Annotated in this window: 23 protein-coding genes; 18 read left to right on the top strand and 5 right to left on the bottom strand. The window is 70.4% G+C overall.

Going from position 1 to position 16,532, the window contains the following annotated elements; all coding sequences use genetic code 11:
- The first annotated feature begins 16 nt into the window (after positions 1-16).
- Positions 17-1,681: a hypothetical protein gene (locus G339_RS0112605; RefSeq protein WP_019631442.1), complete on the top strand. Its 1,665-nt coding sequence runs from the start codon at positions 17-19 to the stop codon at positions 1,679-1,681.
- Here the strand turns inward: G339_RS0112605 and G339_RS0112600 are convergent.
- Together G339_RS0112600 and G339_RS0112595 are read right to left on the bottom strand one after the other, a co-directional pair.
- Positions 1,665-2,843: a hypothetical protein gene (locus G339_RS0112600; RefSeq protein WP_157407538.1), complete on the bottom strand. Its 1,179-nt coding sequence runs from the start codon at positions 2,841-2,843 to the stop codon at positions 1,665-1,667. The two genes, G339_RS0112605 and G339_RS0112600, sit on opposite strands and share 17 nt — an antisense overlap.
- A gap of 338 nt (positions 2,844-3,181) precedes the next feature.
- A complete protein-coding gene (locus G339_RS0112595; protein WP_019631440.1) occupies positions 3,182-3,808 on the bottom strand; it encodes a hypothetical protein in 627 nt (208 codons plus the stop codon).
- 225 nt (positions 3,809-4,033) lie between these two features.
- Here G339_RS0112595 and G339_RS39815 point away from each other — a divergent pair, with 225 nt between their 5' ends.
- Positions 4,034-4,780 carry an SDR family NAD(P)-dependent oxidoreductase gene (locus G339_RS39815; RefSeq protein WP_019631439.1) on the top strand — a complete coding sequence of 249 codons (747 nt, stop codon included), beginning with the start codon at positions 4,034-4,036 and terminating at the stop codon, positions 4,778-4,780.
- Positions 4,781-4,783: 3 nt separating this feature from the next.
- Here G339_RS39815 and G339_RS0112585 read toward each other — a convergent pair whose 3' ends face one another.
- Positions 4,784-5,971, bottom strand: a complete 1,188-nt coding sequence (locus G339_RS0112585; protein ID WP_019631438.1) for a thiolase family protein — start codon at positions 5,969-5,971, stop codon at positions 4,784-4,786.
- 67 nt (positions 5,972-6,038) lie between these two features.
- On the opposite strand from G339_RS0112585, the gene G339_RS0112580 reads away from it, so the two are divergent.
- The gene (locus tag G339_RS0112580) at positions 6,039-6,941 is read left to right on the top strand and encodes a phosphotransferase (RefSeq protein ID WP_019631437.1); all 903 of its coding nucleotides are present in this window, start codon (positions 6,039-6,041) and stop codon (positions 6,939-6,941) included.
- Between the two features lie 148 nt (positions 6,942-7,089).
- Here the strand turns inward: G339_RS0112580 and G339_RS0112575 are convergent, their stop codons facing one another.
- Both G339_RS0112575 and G339_RS36615 read right to left on the bottom strand, forming a co-directional pair.
- A complete protein-coding gene (locus G339_RS0112575) occupies positions 7,090-7,731 on the bottom strand; it encodes a hypothetical protein (protein ID WP_019631436.1) in 642 nt (213 codons plus the stop codon).
- The gene (locus G339_RS36615; RefSeq protein ID WP_051107820.1) at positions 7,728-8,147 is read right to left on the bottom strand and encodes an ATP-binding protein; all 420 of its coding nucleotides are present in this window, start codon (positions 8,145-8,147) and stop codon (positions 7,728-7,730) included. Before G339_RS36615 ends, G339_RS0112575 begins: the two co-directional genes overlap by 4 nt.
- Before the next feature lie 489 nt (positions 8,148-8,636).
- Here G339_RS36615 and G339_RS33450 point away from each other — a divergent pair, with 489 nt between their 5' ends.
- From G339_RS33450 to G339_RS0112495, 15 genes are all read left to right on the top strand, one after another.
- The gene (locus tag G339_RS33450) at positions 8,637-9,581 is read left to right on the top strand and encodes a Scr1 family TA system antitoxin-like transcriptional regulator (protein WP_084693217.1); all 945 of its coding nucleotides are present in this window, start codon (positions 8,637-8,639) and stop codon (positions 9,579-9,581) included.
- The gene (locus G339_RS0112555) at positions 9,544-9,750 is read left to right on the top strand and encodes a DUF397 domain-containing protein (protein ID WP_026341391.1); all 207 of its coding nucleotides are present in this window, start codon (positions 9,544-9,546) and stop codon (positions 9,748-9,750) included. The genes G339_RS33450 and G339_RS0112555 overlap by 38 nt, the downstream gene beginning before the upstream one ends.
- A 195-nt stretch (positions 9,751-9,945) precedes the next feature.
- Complete coding sequence (locus G339_RS0112550) at positions 9,946-10,143, top strand: DUF397 domain-containing protein (RefSeq protein WP_019631432.1); 198 nt, start codon at positions 9,946-9,948, stop codon at positions 10,141-10,143.
- Between the two features lie 25 nt (positions 10,144-10,168).
- On the top strand, positions 10,169-10,360 hold the full coding sequence (locus tag G339_RS37690; protein ID WP_338028923.1) for a DUF397 domain-containing protein: 192 nt from the start codon (positions 10,169-10,171) through the stop codon (positions 10,358-10,360).
- A gap of 164 nt (positions 10,361-10,524) precedes the next feature.
- Complete coding sequence (locus tag G339_RS0112540; protein ID WP_026341389.1) at positions 10,525-10,734, top strand: DUF397 domain-containing protein; 210 nt, start codon at positions 10,525-10,527, stop codon at positions 10,732-10,734.
- Between the two features lie 305 nt (positions 10,735-11,039).
- On the top strand, positions 11,040-11,231 hold the full coding sequence (locus G339_RS0112530; protein ID WP_019631429.1) for a DUF397 domain-containing protein: 192 nt from the start codon (positions 11,040-11,042) through the stop codon (positions 11,229-11,231).
- A 208-nt stretch (positions 11,232-11,439) separates the two neighbouring features.
- Positions 11,440-11,649, top strand: coding sequence for a DUF397 domain-containing protein (locus G339_RS37685; protein WP_084693216.1), 210 nt, complete (start codon positions 11,440-11,442; stop codon positions 11,647-11,649).
- A gap of 22 nt (positions 11,650-11,671) precedes the next feature.
- Positions 11,672-11,800, top strand: a complete 129-nt coding sequence (locus G339_RS37675) for a DUF397 domain-containing protein (protein ID WP_240489794.1) — start codon at positions 11,672-11,674, stop codon at positions 11,798-11,800.
- A complete protein-coding gene (locus tag G339_RS40390; protein WP_240489801.1) occupies positions 11,797-11,865 on the top strand; it encodes a hypothetical protein in 69 nt (22 codons plus the stop codon). The genes G339_RS37675 and G339_RS40390 overlap by 4 nt, the downstream gene beginning before the upstream one ends.
- Before the next feature lie 168 nt (positions 11,866-12,033).
- Complete coding sequence (locus tag G339_RS0112520) at positions 12,034-12,243, top strand: DUF397 domain-containing protein (RefSeq protein WP_026341387.1); 210 nt, start codon at positions 12,034-12,036, stop codon at positions 12,241-12,243.
- A 42-nt stretch (positions 12,244-12,285) separates the two neighbouring features.
- A complete protein-coding gene (locus G339_RS0112515; protein WP_019631426.1) occupies positions 12,286-12,663 on the top strand; it encodes a nuclear transport factor 2 family protein in 378 nt (125 codons plus the stop codon).
- Positions 12,664-12,747: 84 nt separating this feature from the next.
- Entirely contained in the window at positions 12,748-13,395 is a 648-nt protein-coding gene (locus G339_RS0112510; RefSeq protein ID WP_019631425.1) for a TetR/AcrR family transcriptional regulator, read from the top strand.
- 78 nt (positions 13,396-13,473) lie between these two features.
- Positions 13,474-14,364 (top strand): SDR family NAD(P)-dependent oxidoreductase, encoded by an 891-nt coding sequence (locus G339_RS0112505; RefSeq protein WP_019631424.1) that lies wholly within the window; start codon positions 13,474-13,476, stop codon positions 14,362-14,364.
- A gap of 427 nt (positions 14,365-14,791) precedes the next feature.
- Positions 14,792-15,088: a hypothetical protein gene (locus G339_RS38745; RefSeq protein ID WP_157407536.1), complete on the top strand. Its 297-nt coding sequence runs from the start codon at positions 14,792-14,794 to the stop codon at positions 15,086-15,088.
- 420 nt (positions 15,089-15,508) lie between these two features.
- A complete protein-coding gene (locus tag G339_RS0112495; protein WP_019631422.1) occupies positions 15,509-16,435 on the top strand; it encodes a hypothetical protein in 927 nt (308 codons plus the stop codon).
- Positions 16,436-16,532 lie beyond the last annotated feature (97 nt).

Below are 16,532 nucleotides of genomic sequence, written 5' to 3'. Positions count from 1 at the left end.
ACGGCACGGGAGGAACATGGAGCGGGACTGGCTGCGCGTGCCGATCGGCCCGCACGCCGCCCGCTGGCGGACCCGCCGCCCCGACCGGACGGTCCTCGCCGTCGTCCACAACGTGACGTCCCTGACCCGCCTGCTGGACGTCGTGGACGTCTTCTCCTCCGATCCGCGGATTCAGGTCGTGTTCACCTGGACGGGGTCGTCGCCTTTCACGCACGACGTCGCGGGATTCCTCGCGGACATCGGCGCGATGACCATTCCGTGGGACCAGGCGCTCGCCGAGGAATTCGACCTCGCGGTCACCGCGAGCTACGGCGGCGACCTGCACCGGATCAACGCGCCGATCCTTTCGGTGTCCCACGGGATCGGATACAATAAAAGGCTTTCCAAAAAAGAGGACGCAACGGAAACGAGTACGGTCTTCGGCCTTTCCTCGGATTGGCTGCTGAACGACGGCCGCCCTATCCCGTCCTCGATCGTCCTGTCGCATCCCGAGCAGCTCATCCGGCTCGAACGGGACTGCCCCGAGGCGGTGGACGCCGCCGTCGTCGCGGGAGACCCGTGTTTCGACCGAATCCTCGCGAGCCTTCCGCACCGCGCCCGGTACCGCGCGGCGCTCGGCATCCCGCCGTCGCACCGGCTCGTACTGGTCAGCTCAACATGGAATGAACGGTCGCTGTTCGGGTCACACCCGGATCTGATCGCGCGGCTGCTCGCGGAGCTGCCGATGGACGAGTACACCGTTGCGGCGGCGTTGCACCCCAACATCTGGCACGGCCACGGCCCCTGGCAGGTACGCGCCTGGCTGGCGGACGCGCGCCGAGCCGGGCTCGTGCTGCTTCCGCCCCGCGACGGATGGCGGGCGGCGCTCGCGGCCTCGGACGTGGTGGTCGGGGACCACGGCTCGGTGACGTTCTACGCGGCGGCGCTCGACCTGCCCGTCCTGCTCGGCGCGTTCCCGCAGAGCGACCTGGACCCGGCGTCGCCGGTTGCCGCGCTCGGCCGCGCCGCCCCCGCGCTGGACACCGGCCGTCCGATGCGCCCCCAGATCGAGGACGCCATCAATTCCCACGTCCTTGGCAGGTACTCAGCCGTCACGATGAGCACGACAGCGGTCCCGGGCCGGTCGGCCGCCCTGCTGCGCACCGAGATGTACCGATTGATGAACCTCCCGGAGCCCACTCGACCGCCCGTGGTACGGCGCGTGCCGGAGGTTCCGCGGTCCGAGGTCGCGACACCGGTGACGGCGGCATTGACGGCGGTCGCCTGGCAGGAGCGAACGGCCGTGCTCGACCGACTCCCAGCCGCCGTCGCGCCGGACGCTCCGGATACGACGGCGGGCCGCCATCTGGCGGTGGACCTGCGGGAGACCGACGAGCGAATGCTGAAGCTCGCCGCCGTCCTGTACGCCGGACCGAACGCACCGGACCGGCCCTCCGATGTGTTCGCGGCGTTTCCCGGTTGCTTCATCATCGCGTTGCAGGACGGTGCCGACGGTTGCGCGATCCACATCCGGGACGCGCCACCCGTCCGCTGCCGCGTCGACGCGCGAACGATCGGCGCGGCCGCGTCAGCCGTCTACACGTGGCTCGTGGACGGCCGGACCCTCGCCGAGCTCCCCGCCGACGCCACGCTGAGCATCGGCGCGGAGCGGCGCGTGGTGGCGTTCACTCCTGCACTTTGAGTTCCGCCAGCCGCGCCGCGACGGCGTCGGCACGCGGCCCGCCGAGCGGCCGCAGTAGTTCACGGGCCTCGATGAGCGCGACCACGGTGGCGGACCGGTCCTCGGCCCGTGCGGCGCGCGCGCTCAGCGTTTCCAGGACGGTGGCGCGCTCAGCGGCATGCCGGTCGGCGGGCAGAAGACCGAGGGCGGCGCGCAGCGGCTCGGCGGCGTCGGCGATACGTCCGGCCCGCAGCAGCGCCTGCCCGAAGTCAGTGAGGGTCTTTCCCTCGTTGTAGTGATCGCCGAGGTCGGCAAAGCGGTCGCGGGCGTAGCACAGGTGCCGGACGGCGTCGTCGTGCGCGCTGGTCGCCGACAGGGCGCGTCCCCGGTGCCGCCAGGCGAGCGCGACGGCGCGAGGATCCTTGGCGTCCTCGCTCATCGCGAGGTTGAGCCGCAGGTTGTCAGTGAACAGGCCGAGGGCCTTCACGGCGAGATCGGGGCGGGTGGCGGTGAGGTCCGGCAGGTTCTCGGCACCGGAACGGCGAAGGAGGACCAGACCCTTGAACTCGACATCGGTGGCCGTAGCGCGGGCGTCCCCGGCAGTGCGGTCGGCGGCGAACTCGACGGTGACCCCGTCGAAGTCCCCGAGTTCGAGCAGACCGAGCCCGTACTGGCAATGGGCGCGAGCCGCGAGTCGGCGATCGGACGCGTCCGGCGCGGCGACGATGGCATGGCGATGGATGGCGAGCCAATGCTCGTAATGCTTGAGCTGGAAGCACAGTGCCCACTGAGCCTCGGCGTGCTGGACGACCAGATCCGCCCAGCGCCGCTCCGCGGCGGCCTCGACCGCGGCGCGCAGTTCGGCGCGATGGCCTTCCAACCAGCGTATTGCCGCACCGGCGTTCGGCTCCGGCGGATGACCGCGGAGCCGTTCGTAGGCGGGGCCGTCCCTCCACCGACCGGGCATGAGCGTGTAGTCGGCCTCAGCCGCGCGGTACAGGTACCAGACGATGAGACGGCGTAGTGCGGCGTCAAACTCCGCGCGGTTCATCAGCGAGCGGCCGTGCTCGCGGACGGCATCACGCGCCCGATAGCCGTCAGCGTCACATTCAACTAAGCCGGCGCGACACAAGTCGCGCAGCAGCGCGTCAGGCCCGGTGACGTCGACGAGCGCGGCGGCCATCGGAACAGTGAACCTTTCGACGAAGAGTACGCCCAGCGTCCGGTGAAGCACCCGGGCGGGTTCCGAAAGTCCGTCGTATCCGGAGGCGAAAGAACCTGTCACAGGAGTCTGCCCTTCAGGACACGGTCAGCCGTTTGGCCTCGCCGGTGTCCGATCATCTGTTGTCACACGCATGGATTTCCGCCAGGCGAAATCCGGGAGCGTCACCGCACGAAAGCTGATCCCGAACGGCGAGTTCCCAAAGCTCTCCTGCTCGATCGACAGGCGTTCCCAGTTCCGGTGATCGAGTCGCAGGGGACTGCGTGGAACGCATCACTTCCTCTGTCATGCCAGGCCCCCTAACTCTCAGGCAGCGCGTCGCCGGACGCGGTGATCGCGCGGTCCAGGACGTGGGTGCTGCGGACGAAGTCCGCGAAGCGGATGAGGGCGAGGAGCCACATCGCCCCGGCGAACGCCGCGATCACCGTTCCGGCGGACGTGCCGACGCGGTGGTCGTGCATGGCCGCCGTGTAGAAGCCGAGCAGCCCCAGCGGGACGGCGGCGAACAGCAGCGGCACGTACCAGTCCGACCGGACGGCGCGGATCAGCCCGGCGGCGCGCGGCGCCCCCGCGCCGGACAGGGCGCGCGCCGACGCCGCGCGGCCCGACTCGACGCGCCGCAGGAACGTCTCCCAGCCGAGGACGGGCCGTCCCGCCGCCGCGCTCAGCCGCGGCGCGAGGTCCACGGCCAGGTACGCGGCGATCTTGTAGCTCGACAGGCACTGGTCCATCCACAGCAGCCACAGGAAGCTCGACACGGCCGCGAGCGCGCCGAGGACGTGGCCGGACTGGTGCAGCAGCGTCAGACCGGTGCCCGCGGCCGCCAGTTCCAGGCCGATGATCGCGTTCATGAAGCCGATGCGGGCGGTGATCTCCTGGCGGAGGGACTGGATCTCGGCGACGTCGATGTCGGGCGGTTCGGCCACGGTGTCCTCCCGGGCGGTACGACGGGTCTCCGATGGGACGCGGCCCGGTCACACTCGGGTTCATTCGGCGCATTAACGGACAAGTCGTCGCCGGGTTCGCGGGTGAGCGAATATCCTGAACGTCGTTCGGTCGACGGGACGCGGGTGTTCATCGGCGAGTCGTTGACTTTTGTTCAACCAGGCCCCACATTGGACTTGTTGTCCAATTAACGGGAGGGGCGCGGCGTGGCGACCTTCGACTCCAGGACCGTCGCGGTGCTCGGGGCGGGCGGCGGCGTCGGCCGCGCGGCGGTGCTCGCGTTCGCCGAGCGGGGCGTCCGGACCGTCGTCGCGGACCCGGACATGGCGGCCGCCGTCCGCACCGCCGCGCTCGCGGAGACGCTGGGGCCGGACGCGCACCCGTTCGCGGCGGACCCGCTGAACGCGGCGTCGATGGCGGCGCTCGCCGCCGGGGTCGCGGCGCTGGTGGGCGCGCCGGACGCCGTCGTGCTCGTCGCCGGGCGGCGCGCGGACGCGGGCGGCGTCGCGCGCGCGTGCCGGCTGTTCGGCCGCGGCGGGCGGTTCGTCGCCGTCGTGACCGGGCCGGACGCGTGCGTCGTCCCGGACCGCGCCGCCGCGCGCTCCACCGCGTCCACCGCGCGCGAGACGACCCGCACCGCGCGCGACACGTTCCCCGCCGCCCGTGCGGAGGCCCGTGCGGAGGCCCGTGCGGAAGCCCGCGCGGACACCGCGCCCGCCGTGTTCCTCGGGCTGGGCGCGGCGCTGCGCGCCGAGCTGGCCGCGCGCGGCGTGGACGTCGGCGCGGTCCGCGCCGGGCGCGGCGTCCCGCCGGGCCGGGTCGCCGCCGCCGTCGTGCGGGCCGCCGAGGACGGCGGGATCGTCGCCGCGACGCCCGACGCGCACGCCGACCACGCCCTCGCCGGGGTGTCGGCGGGGACGCTGCGGCTCATGGCCCGCGTCGCCGGGTCCTGACCGTCAGCGCTCCAGGACGAGCGCGACGCCCTGCCCGACCCCGACGCACAGCGCGGCGACGCCCGTCCCCGACCCGGCGGCCGCGAGCTGGTGCGCGACCGCGCCGGTGATCCGCGCCCCGGACGCCCCGAGCGGATGCCCGATCGCGATGGCCCCGCCGCGCGGGTTGACCAGGGCGGGGTCCAACTCGGGCCACTCGGCCAGGCAGCCGAGGGACTGCGCGGCGAACGCCTCGTTCAGCTCCAGCACCGTCAGGTCGCCGAACCCGCGCGACGCCCGCTCCAGCGCGCGCCGCACGGCCGCGACGGGCCCGAGCCCGAAGTACTGCGGCTCGATGCCCGTCACCGCCGACGCCCGGACGCGCGCCAGCGGTTCCCGCCCGGTCGCCGCCAGCCCGGCCTCGTCGGTGATCAGCAGCGCGGCCGCGCCGTCGTTGAGCGGGGACGAGTTCCCGGCGGTGACCGTCCCGCCCTCGCGGAACGCGGGCCTGAGCTTGGCGAGCGCTTCCAGGGAGGTGTTCTCCCGGACGGTCTCGTCCCGCGCCAGCGTCGTGCCCGGCACCGGGACGCTCTCGACGTCGAACAGCCCGTCCGCCCAGGCGCGCGCGGCCTTGCGGTGGCTGGCCAGCGCGAACGCGTCCTGTTCGGCGCGCGAGATCTCGTGCTTGTCCGCGACCAGCTCCGCGCCCTCGCCGAGCGCGACCGTCCATTCCGGGGCCATGCGCGGGTTCACCATCCGCCAGCCGAGCGTCGTGGAGAACATCTCCGGCGCGCCCGCCGGAAACGCCCGCTCCGGCTTGGGCACGACCCACGGCGCGCGGCTCATCGACTCCACGCCGCCCGCCACGACGACCGACGCCTCCCCGACCGCGACGGCCCGCGCCGCCTGCACGACGGCCTCCAGCCCGGACGAGCACAGCCGGTTCACCGTCGCCCCCGGCACCGATGCGGGCAGCCCCGCGAGCAGCGCCGCCATCCGGCCGACGTTGCGGTTCTCCTCCCCCGCGCCGTTGGCGTTGCCGAACACGACGTCGTCGATCCGCGCGGGGTCGAGGCCCGGCGACCGCCCGACCAGCTCCCGCACGACGTGCGCGGCGAGATCGTCCGGCCGCACGCCCGCGAGCCCGCCGCCGTACTTCCCCACCGGCGTCCGCACCGCGTCCACGACGTACACCTCACGCGGGAAACCCATGCCACCCTCCACCACTCGATGCCGGTCCGTACGTTATGCGCCGCCGGTCGGCCGGTAGGTTCGCGGGGTGGGCGCGGAGTGGGACGCCGAGATCGAGGTCGGTGCGGAAGCGGCGGCGCGGCTGATCGGCGCGCGGTGGCCGGAGCTGCGCGGCGAGGCGGTCGAGCCGCTGGGGACGGGCTGGGACAACACGGTCTTCACGGTCGGCGGCCGGGTGTTCCGCTTCCCGCGCCGCGCGGTCGCCGTCCCGCTGCTGGAACGGGAGCTCGCGGCGCTGCCCGTCCTGGCTCCCGCGCTGCCGCTGCCGGTCCCCGTACCGTCGCACGTCGCGCGGGACGGGTCGCCGGAGTTCCCCTGGCCGTTCTGGGGCGCGCCCCTGGTGCCCGGCCGCGAGCTGGCCGCCCTGCCCGACGACGCGCGGACGCGGGCGGCGGCGGACGCCGGACGGTTCCTGCGAGCCCTGCACGACCCCGCACTCGTCCCGCGCGCGGACCTCCCGCGCGACCCGAACCGCAGGGGCGACCCGCAGTACCGCGCCGACCTGGCCTCCGCCCGCCTCGACGCCCTGACGGACCAGGGCCGCTGGAACCCGGACCCCGCCGTCCACGCCCTGCTCGCCGCCGCCCGCGACGCCCCGCCGCCCGGCGGAACGGCGGTCTGCCACGGCGACCTCCACGCACGCCACCTGCTGGTCGGCCCGGACGGCGCGGCGACCGGCGTCATCGACTGGGGCGACGTGTGCCTGGCCGACCCGGCGGTCGACCTGTCGCTGGCGTACGGCGCGTTCACCGGCCCGGCCCGCGCCGCGCTGCTGGCGTCCTACGGCCGCCCGGTCCCGCCCGGCCGCGAGCTGGCCGCCCGCGTCCTGGCGGTGTTCCTCTGCGCGGCCCTCGCCGAGTACGCCGCCGACGACGGCCGTCCCGCCCTGCTGGCCGAGGCCCTGACCGGCCTCGCCCGCGCGGCGGCCTGACGCGGTCCCCGTCCGCGCCCAGCGCGGGTCGGCGGCGGGCGGACCGGTCCCGCAACAGGGCGGCGCGTTCCGGCGCAGCCAGAGAGAGCAGGCCGCCCGCGAGGACTTCCAGGCGGACGCCGCCGCCCCGCCCGACCGCCCGCGCGGTTCAGACGACCTGGTCCAGGTAACGCCCGTGGACGCTCACGTGCCGCCCGTACTCCGTCTCCCTGCCGAGCGCGCGGGCGAGCACCACGTCCATCCCGTCCGCCGCCATCGCCAGCGCCCGCGCGCCCCCGGCGCGCTCGGCCGCCCGGACGCCGTCCAGCCCATCGGCCTCGGCCGCGAAGAGCACCGACAGGTCCCCCAGGTGGCCGCGCGTGCGCGAGAGTTCCAGAACCAGGCTTTCCAGGACCGCCGCACTCCCCCGCCTCGGCGGCGCGGCGGCGAACGGTGGCAACCGCCGCCGCCACCCGAGCGGACGCGCCGTGTCCTCGACGCCGGTCAGCCCGGGATGCCCGACGCGCCACTGGTCCAGCGCCTCGAACGCCTCGGCCACGTGCTCCGCGAGGAGTTCCGCCACCGCCGCGCGCTCCCGCGCGTTCGCGCGCAGCCGCCCCGCCGCGTCCGACCGGCCGTGTTCCTCCAGTTCCGCCGCCCGTTCGGCGTCGGCCCGCGCGGACCGGACGAGCAGGGCCGACAGCGCGCCGACGACCTCGGCCACCCGCCGCCCGGCCGCGCCCCCGCCCGGCAGGACGAGCCGCAGCACCGGCGCGGCGGCCACGTCGTCGTCCATCCCGTTCGCGGTCACATCTCCACCCAGAGCAGACAGAAGCGGTCGCGCGCGGACGCGATCGTGAATCCCATGTCCCGCACGAGGTTCTTGACGATCAGCAGGCCGCGGCCCGACGTCGCGTCCCCGATCCCCCAGGACCGGACGGGAATCTCGGGTTTGGTGGCGGCGTGCCCGTCGTCCACGACGACGAGCCGCATGACGCGCGCGGCGGGGTCCACGAACAGCCGGACGTCCACGCCGCCGTCGTTGTAGCCGCTGGCCGAGTGCCGCAGCGCGTTGGTGACCAGTTCGGAGACGACGAGTTCGAGGTCGTCGGGGTCCACCCAGGCGGCGCGGTCCCGGCTCTTGCCGACGGCCCATCGCCGGGCGTCCCGCACGATGCCCGGGTGGAAGAAGCGCATCTCGCCGAACATCGTCCAGTGCGCGCTCATGCAAGGTCCAAGAGCTGACGAGCGGCCCGCCCCGGCTGCTCGACGGGAACGCGCCCCGCCCCCCAGATGAAGAGGTGCGCCCCCTGATCGCAAGAAACAAGGACGACGGGACGAGCCGCCGGGAGCAGCCCCGGATGCAGGACGGTCAGCGTGACGGCCGCCGAGTTGCCGTCCGTCGTGAGCCGACTGCCGACACCGAGTTTCCAGAGTTCCCGTCGGAGATGGACCAGCGGCACCAACCGCCGCGCGAGCAGCTCCCCGGCCGCCGCCGCCCCGACCTTGGCGGCCGGGACCGCCCGATCACGGCCGGAACCCGACCCGTCCGGCCCCCGACCAGCCCCACGAGGCACGCTCGCTCTCATCGTTCGACTCCCTACATCCGGTGAAGGCTCCCGCATTCGTTGGATCGGCGGCGCGACCGGACGAAAGACTCACAGCGACCAGTCACTCACGCTAGGGTCAGCATGGCACCGTTGCCCATGCTGGGCAATGTGTTCTCAGAAAACAATTTGCTCGAACGAGGGAGGGATCATGACAGGATCGCCGACGATGAGGAGGCGACGCCTCGCGACCGAGCTGCGGCAGCTACGGACAGCCACAGGCATGTCCGTCACGCAGGTCGCGGGGCAGCTCGGCTGGCAAGCGAGCAAGTTGTCTCGGATCGAGACACGCAAGATCGGTGTCACGACGTCCGACGTACGGCGGCTGCTCGATCTCTATGGCATGACCGACGAAGGGGAGATCGCCCGTCTCCTGGATATCGCCCGGCACGCGAAGGAAAGGGGCTGGTGGGAGTCGTACGGCGCAACACTGCCGAGCGAGACACAGACGATGATCGGCGTGGAGGCGGAAGCTTCCGACGTCCGGGTCTACTACCAGGGCCTCATACCCGGGCTGCTCCAAACTCCCGACTACGCACGCGCCGTGATCCGGGCGACGAGACCGAACGATCCAGACGACGTCATCGCTGAAAGGCTGGATGTTCGGATGGCGCGGCAGCAGGTGTTGAAGGGCCGAGAAGCCCCGCGGCTCCGGGTCGTCCTGAACGAGGGCGTCATCCACCAGCAGGTGGGCAGCCCCGAGATCATGGCCGCCCAACTACGCCATGTGGTCGCGGAGAGCGATCGGCTCGGCGCCGTCGTCCAAGTACTTCCGTTCACCGCAGGAGAGCACGCGGCGATCGTGGGCAGCTTCGTCCTGTACGACTTCCCCGCCACCGATGAGACGGGCGTGGTCTACGTCGAACTGATGAACACAGCGATCATCCTGGAAAAAGCGGATGACCTGACTACCTACCGCGACGCTTTCGAGCGGGCTTCGGCCACTGCGCTGTCACCGCGCGCGAGTAGGGATCTTATGCTGTCGGTAGCGAACGGGTGCGAAGGAGGTACGCAGGGTGGAGTTGCACAGCGTGACATCGTGGCGGAAAAGTAGTTACAGCGGTGGCACCGGGGAGTGCGTCGAAGTCGCGACAGCGCTGACGTCGGCTGCCTGGACGGCCGTCCGGGACTCCAAGGACCCGCACGGGCCGATCCTCGTCATGGACAGCAGCGTCTGGGCGATCATCGCGGGTGAGATCAAGGTCGGCGGGTACGACCTCTAATCAGAAGCTTTTCTTGACGTCGGCCCCCGGCTTCGGTCGGGGGCCTTTGCGCGCACAGGCGCGACCTCCGCAACCTTCTACTCGTTCGCGTCCGACAACGAACAAAACTACTCCGGCAGATGAGCTTGACGCCGCTTGGTCTCCGGCTTCTCCTGAAAGCGACCGTCTGGCGCATCGCGAAGGGAAGTCCGATAGATGACCTCACCGTCCGCTCACGAGTGGCGCAAGAGCACCCGCAGCAACGACGGCGGCGACTGCGTCGAGGTGCGCAACACCCAGCCGTCAGTGAACGTCCGCGACAGCAAGAACCCGGACGGCCCGATCATCACCGTCCCCCGCGCGGCCTGGAACACCCTGCACACCCACATCAACAGCGGCGCACTGGACCTCTAGCAACCACGGGAAGCGGGCAAGCATCGTGAGCCACAACCCCACCTGGCGCGTGAGCAGCCACAGCAGCGGCAACGGCGAGTGCGTCGAAGTCTGCGACGCCCCCGCGACCGTTCGCGTGCGAGACAGCAAAGACCCTGACGGTCCGATCGTGACCGTGTCTCGCGCAACGTGGAGCGCCCTACACGCCCAGATCCAACGCGGAACGCTGGACCTCTAGCAACGACCCCCCCGGGCCGTGACGGTCCGGAGTCTTCGCATGTGCGGATACTGCCCGGCCGCCCGCAACGAGCGGAAGCTTCCGGCAGGGGACTTGACGCTGTTCGGTCCCCGGCATCTCCTGAAAGCGACCGCCTGACAGCGTCGCGGAAGAGAGCCCGAGAGATGACCCAAAGACAGGACTCACCGTCCACTTACGGCTGGCGGAAGAGCACGCGGAGCAACGACGGCGGGAACTGCGTAGAACTGCGCAACACCCGGCCGTCCGTGGACGTCCGCGACAGCAAAGACCCGGACGGTCCGGTCGTGACCGTCCCGCGCGCGGCCTGGAGCGCCCTGCACACCAAGATCCAGAGCGGCGCGCTGAATCTCTAGCCTCACGAAGACCCCCGGACCGTCAAGGCCCGGGGGTCTTCGCATGTGCGGACACTGCTCCGTGCCCTGCCGCCCGGTTCCCGGCCGCCTGCAACGAGCAACAGCTTCCCGGCAAGGGACTTGACGCTGCTCGGTCCCCGGCACCTCCTGAAAGCAACCGCTGATGCGTCGAAGGAGAGCGAGATCGCCGCAGGTACCATGACGTTCGACCACTTGCGGGCCTCAGCGCTCAACACCTCAGACAGTGCTGAGCTTATTCGCGAGGTGGCAGCGCAGATGACGAGTAGGTGAGGGTGGCAGTACCGATGGTGGATGCCCAGTGGCGAGTGAGTAGCTACAGCGGAAGTGGCGGCGGGCAGTGCGTGGAGGTCGCCGGTGCCGCGGGATACCGCATGGCGCGGGACAGCAAGGACTCGGCAGGACCCGTGCTTGCCCTCCCCGCCGAGAGCTGGAAGCAGTTCACGACGGAGATCAAAGAGGGTCGTTTTGACCTGTAGAAGTTCATGACTTGCCTGCTGGACCCCCGGATGTGCCCTCGCTCCGGGGGTCTTCGCATGTGCAAGCAGCAACTCCCGCCCCGCGCACACGACTCCCACCCGCCCGCACCGAGCAAAAGCTCTCCGCCGGGCCACTTGACGCTGCCCGGTCCCCGGCTTCTCCTGGAAGCGATCGCCCAGAGCGTCACGGAGAAGGAGAGCCCGAGCCATGACCCGACAACCGGCTTCGCCGCCCAACGCCAAGTGGCGCAAGAGCACCCGAAGCAACAACGGCGGCGACTGCGTCGAACTACGCAACACCCAGCCTGCCGTGGACATCCGCGACAGCAAGGACTCGGACGGCCCGACCATCGCTCTTCCCCGCTCGGCCTGGATCATCCTGCACACCCACATCAGCAGCGGAGCACTGGACCTCTAGCAACGCGGGAGAAGAAGGCACCGTGAGCGGCGAAACCACCTGGCGCGTAAGCAGCCACAGCAGCGGCAATGGCGCGTGCGTCGAGGTCCGCGACGATCCCGCAACCGTTCGCGTGCGCGAGACAGCAAAGACCCTGGCGGCCCGATCGTGACCGTGCCCCGCGAGGCATGGAGCGCCCTGCACACCCAGATCCAGAGCGGCGCACTGGACCTCTAGCCACAACGAAGACCCCCGGGCCGTGACGATCCGGGGGTCTTCGCATGTGCGGACACTGCCCGGCCGCCCGCAACGAGCGGAAGCTTTTCGGCAGGGGACTTGACGCTGTCCGGTCCCCGGCATCTCCTGAAAGCGACCACCTGACAGCGTCGCGAAAGAGAGCCCGAGATGACCCAACGACAGGACTCACCGTCCACTCACGGCTGGCGCAAGAGCGCTCGAAGCAACAACGGCGGTGCCTGCGTCGAGGTACGCAACACGCAACCAGCCGTGAACGTCCGCGACAGCAAGGACCCGGACGGCCCGATCATCACCGTCCCCCGCGCGGCCTGGAACGCCCTGCACGCCCACGTCAACAGCGGCGCACTGGACCTCTAGGTCCACCGTGATCGGAACGCGGCTCGCTGGTATTACTGGGGCATGCAGGAAGAGGCGGCGCGCTCCGCGATCGACATGTTCATCTCCGCGTTCAACGCCTCGAACGACGGCTACGTGGCCGCCCTGCTCTCCCAGGCCGTGACCTCGGACGTGGTGTTCTGGGGGCCGTTGGGGCGCAGCGAAGGAATCGCGGCGGTTGAACGGTTCTTGCTCGACATCCGGCACCACCCGGCGGGGACTGGCACGATGGCCCGCTGCTCGGCGGTGGACATGCCCGACGAGTGGGCCCGGTACCAATGGACCTTCACCACGCCGGACGGAGGCCCCCGCCTGGCGGGAACGGACGTCGTCCATCTGCGGCGGAACCTCATCGACCAGGTCATCGTCTTCGCGGGGGATATCGAGCCGTCCGCGTCCTGAGTCGTCCTTCCGTCGCTGTCCTTCTCGTGAATCCGTCCCTTTCGGGGACCGAGACGGACCCGTCAACCCACCTGGACTCTCCACATGGCGTCGACCAGCAAAAACCGTACGCGCCCCGGCCGCACGGACCGCCGTGGGCTGCTCATCGAGGCGGCCGCGGAACTGTTCACCGAGCGCCCGTACGACGAGGTCACCACGACCGAGATCTCCCGGCGCGCCGGGGTCGCGTACGGGTTGATCGCCCACCATTTCACCAACAAGCGCGGCCTTTACCTCGCGACCGTGCGGGCCGCCGCCGAACGTCTGCAGGCCGTCCACGAAACGCCGCCCGCGGGCGAGACGGTCGCCGCCAGATTGCGTGACGCCCTCGTCCGCCACATCGCCCACATCGAGGCGAACGCGACGGGATTCCTCGCGCTCATGCACAGCGCGCAGGGATCGGACGCCGAAGTGCGCGCCATCATCGGCGAATACCGCTGGAAAGGTGCGATGCGCCTGCTCGGCGCGGCCGGGGTCACCGAACCGGTCCGGCCCGCCCTGCGGACCACCATGCGCGGCTGGATCGGATACCTGGACGAGGTGACCATCGACCACCTGCAGCACCGCGAGCTGAGCCGGGACGACCTCGCCGAACTCGCCACCGCCACGCTCGCCGCGGCCCTGCGCGCCGCGCACTCCGTCGACCCCGCCATCGGCGTCGACCCCGGCCTCATCGACCAGCTCCACCCTTGAGCCACCGGGCCCCATTGACAGTCCGGAGCGCCCGCCCGTAGTCTCGACTGACTGATAATCAGTCAGTCTGGAGGGTCCATGTCGAGATGGAGCACCGCCGACGCCCGCGTCCCGGCGGCCCCGGCCCGGCGCGGGGCACGGCGCGAGGCGGCCGGACGCCGGGAGCCGCTGCGGGACAAGCGCGTCGTCCTCACCGGCGCGTCCAGCGGAATCGGCCGCGCGCTCGCCCTCACCCTCGCCGGGCGGGGGGCGCGGCTCGCGGTGGTCGCCCGGCGCGAGGAACTCCTGCGCGAACTCGCCGCCGAGATCACCGACGCGGGCGGCCCCGCGCCCGAGGTGCTGACGGCCGACCTCTCCCGCCCGGGCGCGGCCGCCGACCTGGCGGCCCGGTCCGCCACGGCCCTGGGCGGCGTCGACGTCCTGATCAACAACGCCGGCGTCGGCTCCATCGGGGGCCTGGCCGTCCACGGCGACGACATCGAGGCCCGCGCCTGGTTCGAGACGAACTTCTGGTCGCCGCTGGCGCTGACCACGGCACTCCTGCCGACCCTGCTGCGGTCGACGCGCGGGACCGTCGTCAACGTCACCTCCACCGTCCAGGCCGTCCCGCTCCCCCTGCTCGGCTACTACGGCGCCGCCAAGGCCGCCCTCGCGCAGGCCACCCGCTCCCTCCGGCACGAACTGCGCCGCACGCCGATCAGGGTCGTCGAGGTCGTGCCGGGTTCGACGGACACGGCACTGCGCGACATCGACCAGTTGCCCTGGCGCGGCGGAAAGCCACCGCGCACGTTCCCGCCCGTACCGCCCGAGTCGGTCGCCGCCGCCGTGGCGCGCGCCCTGGAATCGGGCCGCACCCGCGTCGTCCACCCCGCGTACTCGCTGCTGCCACTCGAACTCCCGGCGATCGGCCGCACCATCGCCGCACTCGCCGCCCGCCGCATCGAAACTTTCCAGCCCCCGAACCTGTAAGAGACTCTGGGCGACAGACGAGGCCAGACGATCACCGGATACCGGCCAACGTCAGCCAGGTCGTCAAGTCAGCGCGACGGGCAGTTGAAGCCCCCAGAAACGCCAAGCTAATGACCACCCGGCCTCCGGCCCACCGTCACCGCGTAGTGGCAAACGACCGGTAGCCCCGGCCGCCTCCGAAACTACGCGAAGGCTTCAACTACGCCGCCAGGCTCGCGACCCTAACAGTGATCCTTCTGGGCTCATGTATCCGGACGGCGGCCGGGGAATTCGCAACGACAAACGATTTATCTGCGATCGCAACGGAGTCTGCTCCGAACGGCATCCCGGGCAAAGTTACCGGTATAACCCCGATGGAAGTGGCGGACCCGCGTACTCCGGCGGGATCGGGTCGCCGACTACGTCCAGAGTCACGACGAAGTCGTTCATGGGGCCGCGGCACGACAGTGCCGCTGTCATCTTCGCCAACTACATCAAGATATTCCCGCTGCTCATGACGCCAGACGGCGACGGGCCGGTGGACATCTCGATCGGCGTTCCCGAATTCGACCCGACAGGAAAGAAACGCAATGCGATCCCGGGCGGATCTTCCGAGAATCCCGGGATTAATTACGGATATGCGGACGTCATCGTGTGGGGTAAGAACGCCGTCTGGGTTTGGGAGGTCAGGCCGCGGGCGGACAAGCCGAGCTGGCGGGGCCGCCGCAGCTTCAAAACTACATAGTTCATCTCCAGAAGAAGCTGGAAGCGAAGGGCGATAAGCGCCATGTCGTCGCCGGGGACTCGGGCGTCTTCGCCATGGAGGGGCCGAACCTGTGGTATCCGAGCGACAGAGTGAGGGTCTGGTCGGCACCGGAGCGGGAACGCCAAAGCATCGTCCTTTACGAAGGGCTTAGCAATAAGACGACAAGAAATCCCAGGCCGACGCCGTTCAGGATTCCGGTAAGGCATGCCCTTGAAGCCACGGCGACAGGACTCGCCGGTGCGGCGATCGTCGTAGGAGGATTCTTGGTCGGTGCGGCGACACTTGGCGCCGCGACACCATAGTGTATGGTATATAATTTCGCTACGATATGCGGCCTTGCGTCGCACACGCCCGACCGCTTCGTTCTTACCGCTTTATGGCCGATGTTAGGTTTCGACCGTGATCGATGAGTTCCGTGTCGAGATAGACGTTCCCGTACCTGAAGGGGAAACGGAGCGCGCGCGCGTCTACCGACGCTGGTTGCAGGACGGCCTCGATCATCTGGCCGGGGACCTGCTAGACAGGTTGCGTGCCGGACCGCCGCTGGTGAAGTCCGGGAAGTATCGGGTCGACGGCGAGCCCGCCGACGGGCCCCCGGGCTCGGCGTGGGGTGCGTTGACGATGACGGATTTCACCGCGTCCGGTAAGCGTCGGGAATCTCGCCGGGTCTGGTCACCGAAGAACCAGGACTGGTTCTTCGATCAGTTGTCCGATACAACGTCCCGCGCACAGGTCTATCTCACCGAGTTGAATGAAAGGGGCCTTCCGGCACTCCGGAAGGTCAACTTCATCGCCGAACGACCCATGTACGCACCGGACTGGCTGGTGCTCACGATGACGAGCAACTTCGGCCGACCGACCGATCCGTCCCTGCTCCAGGAAGTTGCAAATGAGATGTGCTCGATCCTCGGGGCCTGGGGTGATTCCGTGGACACTTTTCGATTCGGATGCGTTTGCACCGATATTGGCTCGGTGCTCGGCCAGACGCCACTTGAGGACGCACTTCATATCAACCGGGACAAGAACCTCTCCGGCGATCGCACGCAACTGCGTGGTTACAGTTGGGTGACGTTGTGCCCGAAGGAAGTGGTCGACCGACTCGGCGGTGCGGGTCGGATGACGGCGTCCGGGGCGTTCTTCTCAGTGGAGGGCCTCGCCAATGGCGCGGTCCTCGCCCGCGCCACGGAGAACATCGACGAGTACCGCGGTGACGCGGTCGGGCGCGTATTCAGGGCGTTGGCGCCGGCACTCCCGGCGGGCCTCCCGTCCCCAAGTCGCACGCGTGGTTATCTGCTTGCCCATGAGGACGCCGACGAGTATCGATAAGCGCTGTGCGGGTCCGGATTCGTCGGCTACGGCACACTATCCACCGGCACCACGTCAACGATAGTCGCGCTACAGAACCCGGAGATCAACGTGCGTT

Source organism: Actinomadura atramentaria DSM 43919 (assembly GCF_000381885.1).
In the GTDB taxonomy this organism is placed as follows: domain Bacteria; phylum Actinomycetota; class Actinomycetes; order Streptosporangiales; family Streptosporangiaceae; genus Spirillospora; species Spirillospora atramentaria.
This window is presented reverse-complemented; position numbering and strand designations above follow the sequence as displayed.

What these genes read in the sequence shown, in the direction of transcription:
- G339_RS0112605 (WP_019631442.1), top strand. Translation starts at nt 17, where the DNA reads ATGGAGCGGGACTGGCTGCGCGTGCCGATCGGCCCGCACGCCGCCCGC.
- G339_RS0112600 (WP_157407538.1), bottom strand. Translation starts at nt 2,843, where the DNA reads ATGGCCGCCGCGCTCGTCGACGTCACCGGGCCTGACGCGCTGCTGCGC.
- G339_RS0112585 (WP_019631438.1), bottom strand. Translation starts at nt 5,971, where the DNA reads ATGGGTTTCCCGCGTGAGGTGTACGTCGTGGACGCGGTGCGGACGCCG.
- G339_RS36615 (WP_051107820.1), bottom strand. Translation starts at nt 8,147, where the DNA reads ATGAGCGCGCACTGGACGATGTTCGGCGAGATGCGCTTCTTCCACCCG.
- G339_RS33450 (WP_084693217.1), top strand. Translation starts at nt 8,637, where the DNA reads ATGTGTTCTCAGAAAACAATTTGCTCGAACGAGGGAGGGATCATGACA.
- G339_RS0112550 (WP_019631432.1), top strand. Translation starts at nt 9,946, where the DNA reads ATGACCTCACCGTCCGCTCACGAGTGGCGCAAGAGCACCCGCAGCAAC.
- G339_RS0112540 (WP_026341389.1), top strand. Translation starts at nt 10,525, where the DNA reads ATGACCCAAAGACAGGACTCACCGTCCACTTACGGCTGGCGGAAGAGC.
- G339_RS0112530 (WP_019631429.1), top strand. Translation starts at nt 11,040, where the DNA reads ATGGTGGATGCCCAGTGGCGAGTGAGTAGCTACAGCGGAAGTGGCGGC.
- G339_RS37685 (WP_084693216.1), top strand. Translation starts at nt 11,440, where the DNA reads ATGACCCGACAACCGGCTTCGCCGCCCAACGCCAAGTGGCGCAAGAGC.
- G339_RS0112520 (WP_026341387.1), top strand. Translation starts at nt 12,034, where the DNA reads ATGACCCAACGACAGGACTCACCGTCCACTCACGGCTGGCGCAAGAGC.
- G339_RS0112515 (WP_019631426.1), top strand. Translation starts at nt 12,286, where the DNA reads ATGCAGGAAGAGGCGGCGCGCTCCGCGATCGACATGTTCATCTCCGCG.
- G339_RS0112510 (WP_019631425.1), top strand. Translation starts at nt 12,748, where the DNA reads ATGGCGTCGACCAGCAAAAACCGTACGCGCCCCGGCCGCACGGACCGC.
- G339_RS0112505 (WP_019631424.1), top strand. Translation starts at nt 13,474, where the DNA reads ATGTCGAGATGGAGCACCGCCGACGCCCGCGTCCCGGCGGCCCCGGCC.
- G339_RS38745 (WP_157407536.1), top strand. Translation starts at nt 14,792, where the DNA reads ATGGGGCCGCGGCACGACAGTGCCGCTGTCATCTTCGCCAACTACATC.